The following is a 12,708-nucleotide window of genomic DNA, read 5'->3' on the forward strand; positions in this document are numbered from 1 at the left end:
GAGTCGGCCTATCGTTTGATAGTCACCACCTATCGAGTGATAGACGACAGGTGGCAAGAGTTCTCGTTCCCGCCCGATCTGGAGGAAGAACCGTGTTCAAGACCGCATTTTTCGTCGGCGCCGGTGTCGTTGCCCTGCTGGCCACAGGCTGTTCGTCGTCGGATTCGGCAGAGGCGAATGCCCCCTCGGGCCCACCGAAGGTGGCTCCGCCCGCCCTGCAGGAAGCCGGCACCTTGAAGGTGTGCGCCGCAAACGACGGCGCCCCGCCCAGCGTCTACTTCGACGAGGGCGGCGAGTTGGTCGGCAGCGAAGTCGATCTGGCCAAAGCCCTTGCGGCGCAGATGGGATTGAAGACCCAGTTCGTGCAGGCCGGATTCCCCGCCCTGATTCCGACACTGCAGGCAAAACAGTGTGACGTGATCATGGCCGCGCTCTACATCAAACCCGAGCGCGAAGCGATCGTCGATTTCGTGCCGTATCTGTACTCCGGTACCGGAATTGCGGTCAGCGAGAAGGACCCCGCCGACGTGACAGGTCTGGACGACAGTCTGTGCGGCAAGAAAGTCATGGTTGCCGTCGGAACCACCGCCGAGGCACTGGCGCAGGAGCAGTCCGACACGTGCGTGACCGAAGGCAAGCCCTCGGTGGACATCAACCGCAACAACAAGCCGGACGTATCGATTCAGCAGGTGCAGAACGGGCAGATGGACGCCTACATGGACGCCGCCGAGACACTCGGCTACTACGAGACCAAGACCGGGGCACAGATACAGACCGCAGGAAAACCGTTCGGCACCATCAAGATCGGTGCTGCAACGCTGAAAGGGAATGACGAACTGCACGATGCCATCGCAGAGTCGTTGAGTGCGCTCGAGGCCGACGGTACATACAAGAGCATCATCGACCAATGGGGCCAGGGCGACCTGAGCATCCAGGAATAGCGGCGGTCGACGACATGCAGTTCGATTGGCAATTCTTTTGGCAGAGCTTGTTCACTCCGACCGATCGCTTCCTCGACGGACTCGTATTGACCATCGCGATCTCCGTGGTGGCAATGATATTGGCCATCATCACCGGGCTGGCGATTGCCCTCATGCGACGATCTCGTATCGCTGCGGTGCGCTGGGTTGCAGGCGTCTACATCTGGGCCATCCGTGGAACTCCGTTGCTGGTTCAGCTGGTGCTGATCTACACAGGCTTCGCGGCCGTCGGTCTCTATCAGTTCGATGATGTGTCGCTACTGGGGCTTTCGGTGAAGGCGGCCGTGCAAGCTGCGATCCTCGGATTGATGATCAACGAGAGCGCCTACATCGCGGAGATCGTTCGCGCCGGACTCGATGCTGTTCCCAAGGGGCAGTTCGAGGCTGCCGCTTCCCTCGGAATGCGACCGGGCAAGCTCATGCGGTGGATCATTGTGCCGCAATCGCTGCGGGTCATGGTTCCGCCCTTGGGCAATTCCTTCAACGGAATGATGAAAACCACGTCGATACTGAGCGTCATCGGGGTGAGCGAGATGTTTCAGGTCACCCAATCCATAAGCTCTGCAACGTTTCACACGTTCGAGATCTTCATCGTGGTTGCTATCTACTATCTGGCACTTACCACGGTCTGGACGGTCATTCAGTCGGCCATCGAGAACCGGCTGGCCCGTCAGGTGGGCATCGAACAGCCGGTACGAATCACCCAACGCCTGTTGGGGGCGCGGCGCTCGGTAGCCGCCTCTCAACCTGCCCACGAATGACGACAGCAGTCGAGGAGAGCGACATGACAGTCAAGACCGAGGATGCCGAGCCCATCGTTCGGGTCCGCAACGCATGCTGCACGCTCGGTGGCCGCCGAGTGCTCGATGAGGTTTCGCTCGATGTTCTGCGTGGTCAGGTCGTGGTGTTGATCGGGCCGTCCGGCGCAGGAAAGACGACGCTGCTGAGGTCGTTGAATCACCTCGAGCAGATCGACGAAGGCGAAATACTCATCGACGGCGCGTCCATCGGCCACCGGGACCTGACCTCCAGGAAGAAGGTCGGGACCACCGAGCTCGCTCGTCGACGCCGCGAAATCGGTTTCGTCTTTCAGCATTTCAATTTGTTTCCGCACATGACCGCCGCCGAGAACATCTGGAACGCCCCGGTGCGTGTTCTCGGAACTCCCAAGCAGACGGCGGTTCGTGAGGCGGCTGCGCTCCTGGAACGGGTGGGGCTGGCAGACAAGGCCGAATCGCGTCCCAGCCAGCTGTCCGGCGGCCAGCAGCAACGCGTGGCCATTGCGCGTGCACTCGCCATGCGGCCCAAGGTGATGCTGTTCGACGAACCCACGAGTGCACTCGACGTCGAGATGGTCGGGGAAGTGCTGGCGGTGATGCGCGAACTCGCGCAAGAGAACATGACCATGGTCATCGTCACGCACGAAATGCGCTTTGCCCGTGATGTCGCCGACCGCATCGTCGTCATGGACGCCGGTCGGATCATCGAGGACGCACCGCCCGAGAAGCTCTTCTCCGATCCGGTTCACGAGCGCACGAGGTCGTTTCTGTCGACCATCGACTGAACGGGCCTCGTCGTCACCAATCAACTCGAGACCAAGGAGTATCAAGGCCGTGTCGGAATCGACTGCCACCAGACGTTTCACCGGAGCAGTAGCCACACCTCACACATCGGCGACCGATGCTGCTCAGCGGGTCTACCGCGATGGCGGCAGCGCCGTCGACGCGGCCATCGCCGCTGCCGCGACCCTGACGGTCGTGTACCCGCAGAACGTAGCGCTGGGAGGCGATCTCATCGCCTTGGTGCGTAGTCCGGACGGTGTCATCCGGTGTGTCAATGCGTCCGGGTGGGCACCGTCGACGACCGACGCACACGCGCTGCGATCTCGGCACAGCAGCGGGCACCTACCGTTCCGCGGTGTCGAGACGATAACCGTGCCCGGGGGAGTGGGCGGCTGGGAGCGCATGCGCAGGCTGGGCGGTCGCCTACCGTGGGAACGGTTGCTGCACGATGCGGAGGAAGCCGCCGAACGCGGTGTCCCGGTGTCGGCCTCGCTGGCAGACCACATCGTCGACCCCGAACATGCAGACCTGTTCGGTATGCCGGATTTCGATCGGGTCTTCCGACCGGGTGGACAGCCCCTTCACGCCGGAGAGTCGTTCGCGCAACCCGCACTCGCAGAAACGTTCCGCATCTTGAGAAGCGAGGGACCGGAGAGTTTCTACGAGGGCACTCTCGCCCGCCGCACCGTTGCATTCCTACGCAGTCGGGGTTCCAGCCTCGACGAGGACGATTTCGTCGAATTCGCCCCGGAGGTGACCGAACCGGTCTCGGTGACATTTCGTGGATTGACCGTGTCGACGAGTCCGCCGAACACCCACGGTTTCGTTCTTCTCCGCGCGTTGCGCGCACTCGACGAACTCGGTTCGAACGACCCTTTGGGCGACGATCTCGGTGCCGTGATGCGAATCTTCCATCACGCCAACGGCCTACGGTCGAAGTACCTCGCCGATCCACGCCGGAGCATCGTGGACGTGGGTGAGCTGGTGCACGCGGACCTGTTGGCAACCTCCGCACTGGGAGCGGTGTCCGAGCGCACGGCACCGGTGCCGCACGGTGACACGGTCGGCATATCCACCGCCGACAGCGACGGATACGCGGTGTCCCTCATTCAGAGCGTCTACGGCGGTTTCGGGTCGGGAATCATCGATCCGGAAACCGGTGTCCTGTTCCAGAACCGAGGCACCAGCTTTTCCCTCGACGAATCTTCTCCCAATGTCATCGGACCTCGAAAACGCCCGGCCCACACGCTGATGCCGACAATGACCACACAGGGTAGTTCTGTCCGTCACATCCTTTCGACGATGGGTGGTCAGGGTCAGCCGCAGATCATCGCTCAGTTGCTGCTTCGAATACTGAGCGGCGTCGGCCCCGACATCGCCGTGGCTGCACCGCGGGCAATCGTCGGAGTCCAATTCGACGGCAACACAGACGAATCCGTTTCGGTCGAACCAGGATTGTCCGCGCCGGCATGCGCATCACTCGAACGAAGCGGCCTGAACGTTCGACATGTTCCGGCCTTTACCGAAGCTATGGGTCAGTCGAACGTCGTAGTCGTGGGCGATGACGGGTCGATGACCGCGACCTCGGATCCTCGGTCGGACGGATCCGGGTCCGTCGTCCACTACTCGCGCCACGCGAGTCCCGCAATGTGAAACGGTCGACCAAGAACGCAAACATCAGAGAACTTCAATGGACAGCAATTTTATTGCCGAAAAGCACATTCGGCTGTTCTTCTGGGCTAATCTTGGTCGATCGTTCAACTTTGGAGGTAGTAGCTGATGGTGTTCACTCCGGTCGATGTTGCAAGGCCCGTTGCCGTGGTGACGGGTGCAGGTGGCCCCGACGGCATCGGCTTCGCCTGCGCCCGAGCGTTGGCGTCGACGCATTCGCTCGTGATCGCGGCGACGTCGTCGCGAATCGACACCCGCGTCGCAGAGTTGACCGCTACCGGTGCGCAGGCGATCGGTTTCATCGGCGATCTCACCGACTCATCCACGGCGAAACGCCTGGTGGACGAGGCAATCGAACACTTCGGTCGAGTCGACGTGCTGGTGAACAACGCGGGCATGACCGCGACCACGGGTAGCGAAGAGCAGACTCCGGCCGAACTCACCTCGGACGACCAATGGCACGCCGCAATCTCACGCAACCTCGACACGAACTTCTTCGTCACCCGCGCTGCGCTCGCACCCATGGTGGAACAGCAGTTCGGTCGAATCGTGAACGTCGGTTCGGTCTCGGGTTCGGTGATGGCCTACGGGGGAGACGCCTCGTATCATGCTGCCAAGGCGGCATTGGTGGGCTTGACGCGGTCGATCGCGATCGACAACGCTCACCGCGGCATCACCGCCAATATCGTTGCCCCGGGCTGGATTGCGACGGGATCGGCAACCGAGCACGAGAACACGATGGGTGCTGCCAGCCCCCTCGGACGTTCCGGTCGACCGGACGAGGTGGCAGCGCTCGTATCATTCCTCGCCTCGGCATCGGCGTCGTACATCACCGGCCAGGTTCTCGTCGTCGACGGCGGAAACTCCATTGCCGAAGAGCGAGGCGTCACCACACCTGCAGTGAACTGATACAGCCGTCGAAAGATACCCCGACACAGTGCATCCGAGGTCCCCTTCACTGGGCAACTTCGCCTCAACCAAGGATCGGAACAACGAATGACGCAGTCGGCCGACATAGCTTCAGCACTCGAAACGCATCACATCGACCCGGTGCCCACCACCGAACGCATAGGAACTGCGCGAGACCTGTTCGCAGTGTGGTTCTCGGCTAACCTCAATGTGGGCAATGCCGTATTCGGCCTGGTCATCTTGACGATCGTTCCCAACTTCTGGGTGGCGCTGGTTGCGACTCTGGTCGGCAACGTGATCGGGACGGCGCTGATGGCCCTGCACTCCGTGCAAGGGGCGAGACTCGGTATCCCACAATTGATTCAGAGTCGCGGACAGTTCGGTTACAACGGTGCTCTCATACCGGTGATCGCGGCCTTCTTGATGTACGCGGGATTGACTGCATCGGTCACCATAATCGGCGGGCAAGCATTGACGGCCGCAACCGGCATAGCTCTGCCGGTTGCCATGACGATCGTGGCAGTGGCAAGTCTGCTGATCGCGGTCGTCGGCTATCACGCCATCCATGCGGTGTGCCGATGGGCGCAGATTCCCCTGACCGCGATACTTCTGACGGTGATCGTGGCTGCCTTCCTCCGCGATGGGGCTCCGGTGACCACGTCACAGGACGTGTCGTGGGGTGCCTTCCTCACCGGCACCGGTGTCGCGGTCACATTCGCTCTGACATACGCACCCTTCGTGTCGGACTACTCCCGTTATCTGCCGGAAGACACCTCGGGACCGGCCATCTTCGGGTGGACCGCCGCGGGTGTGTTCCTTTCCGCGACGGGGGTGTGCGCCCTCGGCTTGCTGCTGACCGCGAAGTTCGGGTTCGGAGACATCTTCCAGAGTGCCGACGCGGCGCTCGGAGGCGGCCTACTCGGTTCGGTCGTTCTCGCGGCAACTGCTGCGGGCCTTGCCGTTACCAATGTCCTCAACATCTACGGCGGGATGCTCAACCTCGTCACCGGTCTGTCCACCTTCGTTCGCGTACCTGCTTCGCTCCGCACACGGGTTCTGATGATGATGCCAACTTTCGTCCTCGGGACGGCCGCCGCCACCATCGCGTATCAGAGTTACGCGCAGAACCTCCAGGCGTTCCTGTCCGTTCTCTTGCTGCTGCTCACTCCGTGGGGTGCGGTCAACCTGGTCGACTACTACGTGGTCCAGCACGGCGCGTACAACGTGTCCGCCATGTATGCGAAGGCAGGTCCGTATTGGCACGACCCCGTCAATTGGATCTACTACGGGCTGAACCTCAAGGTCCTGATCGCATACTTCGCCGGCGTTGCCACCGGGATCCCGTTCATGACCAGTGCATGGTTCACTGGGGCGTTCAGCACGGCGCTCGGGGGTGCCGACGTGTCCTGGATACCCGGGCTGGCCGTCACCGCAGGCGTCTACCTCGTGCTCGCGCGCAAGCGATCTGTCCAGCCGACCACCGTAAGCCGCTGAATCCCTACATCTTCGGAGACTCGATGACGTCAACTTCCGCCCGTCCGATCCCCGTCGTGACCAGTCCGGAACACCGGGGCCATGCCCCGCCCGTCGAGGTGCAGTGCGGGCGACCGATTCCGGCGTTCGACACCGTCGCACGAATGGACGCGATCCACCATGCTCTCGCAGGTGAACCGAATGTCGAGTTGATCGGACCGGACGTCGATAGTGCTGTCCTTGAGAGCATTCGAGGCGTACACGACACGGCACTCGTCGACTTTCTCGGGCAAGCATGGTCGGCGGCCGATGTGCCGGACGACGGCGTCGAGCTGGTGTTCGCAGACACGTTCATCCACCCAGGTCTGCATGCTCCGACCGTTGCCGCGAAGAAGCCCCAGGACGCAGGTGCTTTCGGACAGTACTGCTTCGACACCATCACCGGTATCGGGCCGGGTACCTACGACGCTGCGATCGGGTCGGTGAGTACTGCACTAACCGCCATGAGACGAGTCGCCGACGGCGCTCCTCTGGCCTTGGCATTGTGCCGGCCTCCGGGCCATCACGTGTCGGCGGATGCGTTCGGAGGTGGGAGCTACCTCAACAATGCCGCGATCTCCGCGCAGTCGTTGCGAGACAGCGGTGCCGACAGGGTCGCCATCCTCGATGTCGATTTTCATCACGGCAACGGGACACAATCGATTTTCTACGATCGGGCAGACGTGCTGTACGCCTCGCTGCACGGTCACCCGGACCGTAGCTATCCGTACTTCACCGGATATGCGGGAGAAGCGGGATCCGGTCACGGACGCGGAAGCACGCTCAATCTTCCCTTCGCGGAAGCGATCGAGGGTCCCGCGTACCTCGCCCTCTTGGACGGCGCGCTGTCGGCGATCTCGAAGTTCACTCCCGACCTCATCGTCGTGTCCCTCGGCTTCGACACCTTTCGCGGGGATCCGGGTGGGGATGCCGCGCTCGATCGTGCCGATTATCGCGAGATGGGTCGTGCGATCGCTGATGTCGGCGTACCAGTGCTCGCGATTCTCGAGGGCGGCTATTCTGTGTCCGAGCTCGGCGACAACGTCGGTGCGTGGTTGTCCGGCGCGACGAACGCGTCCACAGTGGGAGGGTAGCGATCACCGAACACGGCGGGAACGGTTCTGCGGATCTGCCCGATGCCCTGAGCAAGATGCCGCCGAGTCGCCGCGGCGTCGCCAAGAAGAACGCGATCGTGGACGCAGCTCTCGAGGTGGTCAGTGAGATGGGGATCGCAGGCCTGTCGATGCGAGTGGTTGCTGCTCGAGCGGGGATACCGCTCGGCGCCGTGGGCTACTACTTCGCGGGAAAAGACGACCTGATTCAGGCAGCGTTCGACCGTCACATTCAGCGCGAAACGGCGCGGGTCACCTCGGCGATCGCTCGCATCGGCGAGCACCCATCCACAGACGATCTGGCCGATCGGTTGGCCGATCTCGTTATCGATGGTCTGACGCACAAGCGTTTTCAGCTTCTGGCCGAATACGAATTCACCGTCGAGGGTGTGCGGCGTCCCGCGTTGGCGCGTGCATCCGCAGCCTGGCAGGCAACGCTGAACATCCAGTTGCAGACCGTTCTGAAGAACATGGATTTCACGAGCCCGAGGACGGATGCTCGTCTGATCCTGGCGGTGCTCGCCGGTCTCGAGGTCGATCACCTGCCGAACGAGCTCCGGCCCGCGGATGCTCGAACTATCAGAGAAGTGCTGAGGCGACTGGTGCAGTCGCTCGACAAAGGTTGAGGCACAGCAGAACCTGAGAGTTCGAGCGAATACCGCGCTCGAAGTCATCCTCTACATCTGTCGCCGGCACCTCGGCCGGTGACCCCGACATGAAAGGTGCCGACTGTGGCACGTGTTGAGATCACTCGAATGACGAAGGCCCTCTCGGACGCGGCATTCATCGCGATCGCCGAGGCCACCAAGTACTCGATCGGAAGGCGGGTGTGCGGCAAAGAGCCCAGCGAGCTCGAACCGGTAGACGTCACCGTATTCACGCAGGTGCCGTGGATCGGTACCGAGTCCGGCTACGCCGTCGAAATCATGCCCCAGCTTGCGACCGAGGATCAACCGGCGACGGTCGAAGCCTGCGATCGACTGGCAGCAGACATACTGAGCGACGTCGTCGCGGTCGTTCCCCGCGGCGCTCCGTTCCATGTGTGGGTCAACAACGGTGGATTGACTGGATTCGCCGAGGGTTTCGGAACCTCGACGTCTCCGATTCTGACCCGGGACAGCTATGTCGCAGTTCTCGGTCACACCGTCACGGACCAGGTATGGGAGTCCGCGAGCGCGCTCGCCGAGGAGGAGGGGCAGTGGGCGTTGCTTCAACACCCCGAGTCCGTCTATCGAGCGCTTTCCATGTGACGGCTCCGCAAGTTGGACGTTCGTCTCACAAACGCATAGCGTGATGCTCACGTGAAGCCCTCTACTACGTGTAGGGTCGGACAAAACTTGGTCGAACGTTCCACTTAGCAGGTAGGAATTCAATGGATGCCATGAGGCTGGACCCAACAATGGCCCTGCGAAGATCATGTGAGCACGGTGCCCGATGACTACACCTACCTGTGAACGCATGTTCTGTCTGACCTTGGCCTTCGACGAGATCCCCGAACACATTTCGATCGAGGGTGGCTCCGACCGCGTTCTCGTCGAGCCGGTGTGCGCCATCCTCGTCAAGACGACCATCGGCTGGGTCCTGCTCGACACCGGAACCGATGCGCGACGGTTCCGCGGTCCCGATCCCGACGATTCCTACGCGCCGTGCGCTCCTCCCACCTTCCCCACCGACGGGGATCCGTTGATCGATGCCCTTGCAGTTCATGGACTGACGCCCGCCGACCTCGCTTTCGCGTCGATCTCTCATTTGCATCTGGACCACTCGGGAGGACTTCGGCATCTCGCCGACGCAGGTGTCGAAGTATTCGTGCAACGGCGCGAACTCGAATTCGCAATGGACACGGCCGGGCGGGCCGACGCCTACTTGCGCGAGGACTACTCGAACCCGAACATCAAGTGGCGCATCCTCGATGGTGACGCAGAGCTCGCCCCGGGTATCGACGCGATCTCGACGCCGGGACACACCCCGGGGCACATGTCGTATCGGGTTCGGATGGCGAAGTCCGGAACGTGGATCTTCACGATGGATGCCATCGATCTGCAGGCCGGCATCGATGAGAACCGTCTGGTCGGAACCCATGCAGTGCCGGAAGATGCTCCGCTGGTACGTCTGTCGCACGATCGGCTGATCGACCTGGCGGCAGCCGAGGGGGCTCGCTTGGTCGCCGGGCACTGCCCGGTCACATGGCCGAACGTAGCCACCGTCGCCGGTCACGAGTAGGTCCGGGTCGAGCGAACAAAACGGTGCGGCGTGTAGCGTCTCGAGCTGCGCGGCAACCGAGTTTCGAGTGGTGGCGCGTCGGGGCATGTCACCGTCGACGAAACGAGAGCAATCGATGAGCACCAAACCTCCACTTCTGTTGCTGCACGGAGTGACGATGTCGGCTCGAGCGTGGGACACCGTCGCACCGCTTCTGGAGAAGAACTACGACCTCGTCGTCCCCACTGCAGCGGGGCACCGCGGTGGACGTCGTCTCGATCACGCGAGCATCGGTGCTCTGACCGATGTGACAGAGCAGCTGCTCGATGATCGTGGTCTCGACACCGTGCACATCGCGGGCAATTCGATGGGAGGGTGGATGGGTATCGAGCTCGCTCGCAGAGGCCGGGCCCGTTCGGTGTGCGCGCTCTCGCCCGCCGGTTTCTGGGAGCCCGACGCCGATCCCGGTAAGAGTCGGGCGACGTTGATCCGGACCAAGAAGCTGGCCGACGCCACCAGCTCACTGATGCCGCCGCTGATGCGGTTCGGGTTCGTTCGCCAGCTCGCCATGCGTGATATTGCGTTGCGCGGCAAGCAGATGACGCACCAGCAGGCTGCCGCATCATTCGAAGACCTCGTCGGATGCGATGCGGCTCACGACCTGTTGAACACCCGCGAGAGCGTGGCACCGTTCACCGAAATGCCATGCCCCGTCACTGTGGCATGGTCGAGTGGAGACCGCATCTTCCCGCCCGAACATTTCGTCCCTGCGGCCCGTCAGCGGCTACCCGGGGCGCGTTTCGTCACGCTGGCAAACGTCGGCCATGTGCCGATGATCGACGATGCGGCACTGGTGGCGAAAACGATCGAGGAGTCCATAGTCGGTCGTTGACCACAAGAATCAGATCGTCGGCTCCAGGGCGTCGGCGAGCATGTGCATCGCTGCGGTGGTGGAAAGCGAACGCACACTTGCCCTGTCACCGGGCAGTCGAAGTGTCCGGGTGACGGTCGGCTGATCGCGGACGGCAATCGCGAAGCATACGGTGCCGACGGGCTTGAGTTCGGTGCCACCGCCGGGGCCTGCGATGCCACTGGTCGAGACAGCGATGTCGACGCTCACCCGGTTCAGCGCGCCCTCCGCCATCAGTGCAGCCACCGGTTCGCTCACGGCTCCGTGCTGGTCGATGACCTCGGCTGGAACACCGAGAAGTTCGGTCTTGGCTTCGTTTGCGTACGACACCACCGCGCCGATGACATATGCCGACGACCCGGCACGGTCGGTGAGACGCGCGGCAATCATGCCGCCCGTGCACGATTCTGCCGTTGCGATGCGACGGCCCGTCAAGCGACTCGCCACGATGTCGTCGATAGTGGATCCGTCGGTCGAAAAGACCTGTGCTCCATAGTGTTTATCGATGAGTGCTGCGACGTCGGCGTATGCGGCCGCCGCTGATTCTGGATAGCGCGTCACCATTTCGAGTTCACCGAGACGCAGGCAGGTGGTGATCTCGAGGTCGCCGAATCCCGCTACCTCGCGCTCCGCTGTTCGTAAGGTCGCCGCGAGGTCGGCCTCCGACAGACCGTACGCGCGGATGGTGTCCTGGCGAACCGCGGCACTCCTGGCCAACACTCGCGAGACCGGCGCTGTCTGGACAGCTTCGGGCCACATGGCCTGTAGTTCGCGCGGTGGGCCCGGCAGAATCAGAACCGCAGGCAGCATCCCGGAGTCGCTCGCTGGTATCGCGACGCCGGGAGCAGTGCCGGTCGGCGAAATGGACTGCGCGCCTTCCGGAATCATGGCTTGTTTGCGGATGCCCGCGAGAAGGGGCTCCGAATCGGGCGAGGAACTCAGGCGACTCCGCCAACGCTGAACGATTGTGTTGATGCGCTCCTCGAGTTCGACGTCGAGCCGAAGTTCTCGACCGTACAGCGCGGCAACGGTCGCGACCGTGAGATCGTCGGCGGTCGGCCCCAACCCGCCAGTGGTGACGATGAGGTCCATACGCTGATCGGCGAGGAAACGAAGTTGTGCGGTGAGATCATCGGGCCTGTCCCCGCACACGGTGATGTGGGCGACGTCGACGCCCAGTTCCAAGAGACGTTGGGCGACCCATGGGCCGTTCCTGTCGGACACCCGACCCGAAAGAACCTCGGTTCCCGTGACCACAACACCTGCTCGCACTGACATTCTTCGACTTTACTGTCACCGGGTTCGAGTGGACTCGCGACGGTGGCTCGATCGACACCGAATCCGGGGCCGCGGTGAGTTTCCGTACCGACGGCAGTCGATACCGGCGACATCGTGCATCTCGAACATCGGAGAACATCATGACCACGACGACCACTCCTGCAACCACGTCACGTACCGCTGCACGCGTCGGCTGGGTCCTCACCGGCCTGCTGGCGCTGTTTCTGATCTTCGATATCGTCGGCAAACTGCTGAATGTGCAGCAGGTGAAAGACGCGACGGTGGAATTGGGGCTGCGCGACGAGATGACGCCCGTCATCGGCGTCGTGCTACTGGTGTGCTTGGTGCTGTACTTGGTGCCGCGCACCGCATTTCTGGGTGCCGTTCTCCTGACCGGCTATCTCGGTGGTGCCGTTCTCACCAACTGGCGGGTCGACAAGCCGCTCTTCAGCACGGTCCTGTTCGCGGTCTACGTCGGGATTCTTGCATGGGGTGCGCTGTACCTACGGGATCCGAAGGTGCGTCAGGTCATGCCGATCGTGCGGTAATGAGACGCTGCTCGACTCATCTGT

13 protein-coding genes are annotated in these 12,708 nt (G+C 62.5%); 12 read left to right on the forward strand and 1 reads right to left on the reverse strand.

Going from position 1 to position 12,708, the window contains the following annotated elements:
* Positions 1-92 precede the first annotated feature (92 nt).
* From CH281_RS05405 to CH281_RS05455, 11 genes are all read left to right on the forward strand, one after another.
* Complete coding sequence (locus CH281_RS05405) at positions 93-941, forward strand: ABC transporter substrate-binding protein (protein WP_256983365.1); 849 nt, start codon at positions 93-95, stop codon at positions 939-941.
* A 14-nt stretch (positions 942-955) separates the two neighbouring features.
* Complete coding sequence (locus CH281_RS05410; RefSeq protein ID WP_094693289.1) at positions 956-1,741, forward strand: amino acid ABC transporter permease; 786 nt, start codon at positions 956-958, stop codon at positions 1,739-1,741.
* 23 nt (positions 1,742-1,764) lie between these two features.
* Positions 1,765-2,544 carry an amino acid ABC transporter ATP-binding protein gene (locus tag CH281_RS05415; RefSeq protein WP_094693397.1) on the forward strand — a complete coding sequence of 260 codons (780 nt, stop codon included), beginning with the start codon at positions 1,765-1,767 and terminating at the stop codon, positions 2,542-2,544.
* Between the two features lie 49 nt (positions 2,545-2,593).
* Entirely contained in the window at positions 2,594-4,195 is a 1,602-nt protein-coding gene (locus tag CH281_RS05420) for a gamma-glutamyltransferase family protein (RefSeq protein WP_094693291.1), read from the forward strand.
* Positions 4,196-4,321: 126 nt separating this feature from the next.
* On the forward strand, positions 4,322-5,122 hold the full coding sequence (locus CH281_RS05425) for an SDR family NAD(P)-dependent oxidoreductase (RefSeq protein WP_094693293.1): 801 nt from the start codon (positions 4,322-4,324) through the stop codon (positions 5,120-5,122).
* Positions 5,123-5,209: 87 nt separating this feature from the next.
* Complete coding sequence (locus tag CH281_RS05430; RefSeq protein ID WP_094693295.1) at positions 5,210-6,616, forward strand: purine-cytosine permease family protein; 1,407 nt, start codon at positions 5,210-5,212, stop codon at positions 6,614-6,616.
* A gap of 23 nt (positions 6,617-6,639) precedes the next feature.
* Positions 6,640-7,728, forward strand: a complete 1,089-nt coding sequence (locus tag CH281_RS05435; RefSeq protein ID WP_179274123.1) for a histone deacetylase family protein — start codon at positions 6,640-6,642, stop codon at positions 7,726-7,728.
* On the forward strand, positions 7,686-8,372 hold the full coding sequence (locus CH281_RS05440; RefSeq protein ID WP_094693299.1) for a TetR/AcrR family transcriptional regulator: 687 nt from the start codon (positions 7,686-7,688) through the stop codon (positions 8,370-8,372). The genes CH281_RS05435 and CH281_RS05440 overlap by 43 nt, the downstream gene beginning before the upstream one ends.
* A 105-nt stretch (positions 8,373-8,477) precedes the next feature.
* Positions 8,478-8,996: a hypothetical protein gene (locus CH281_RS05445; protein WP_143544763.1), complete on the forward strand. Its 519-nt coding sequence runs from the start codon at positions 8,478-8,480 to the stop codon at positions 8,994-8,996.
* A 184-nt stretch (positions 8,997-9,180) separates the two neighbouring features.
* The gene (locus CH281_RS05450) at positions 9,181-9,969 is read left to right on the forward strand and encodes an N-acyl homoserine lactonase family protein (protein WP_082519267.1); all 789 of its coding nucleotides are present in this window, start codon (positions 9,181-9,183) and stop codon (positions 9,967-9,969) included.
* Between the two features lie 115 nt (positions 9,970-10,084).
* Positions 10,085-10,840 carry an alpha/beta fold hydrolase gene (locus CH281_RS05455; protein ID WP_094693399.1) on the forward strand — a complete coding sequence of 252 codons (756 nt, stop codon included), beginning with the start codon at positions 10,085-10,087 and terminating at the stop codon, positions 10,838-10,840.
* A 9-nt stretch (positions 10,841-10,849) separates the two neighbouring features.
* Here the strand turns inward: CH281_RS05455 and CH281_RS05460 are convergent, their stop codons facing one another.
* Complete coding sequence (locus tag CH281_RS05460) at positions 10,850-12,136, reverse strand: competence/damage-inducible protein A (protein ID WP_094693303.1); 1,287 nt, start codon at positions 12,134-12,136, stop codon at positions 10,850-10,852.
* Between the two features lie 140 nt (positions 12,137-12,276).
* On the opposite strand from CH281_RS05460, the gene CH281_RS05465 reads away from it, so the two are divergent.
* On the forward strand, positions 12,277-12,684 hold the full coding sequence (locus tag CH281_RS05465; RefSeq protein WP_032385784.1) for a DoxX family protein: 408 nt from the start codon (positions 12,277-12,279) through the stop codon (positions 12,682-12,684).
* Positions 12,685-12,708: the final 24 nt, after the last annotated feature.

The organism is Rhodococcus sp. 06-221-2, assembly GCF_002258365.1.
Lineage (GTDB): Bacteria > Actinomycetota > Actinomycetes > Mycobacteriales > Mycobacteriaceae > Rhodococcoides > Rhodococcoides fascians.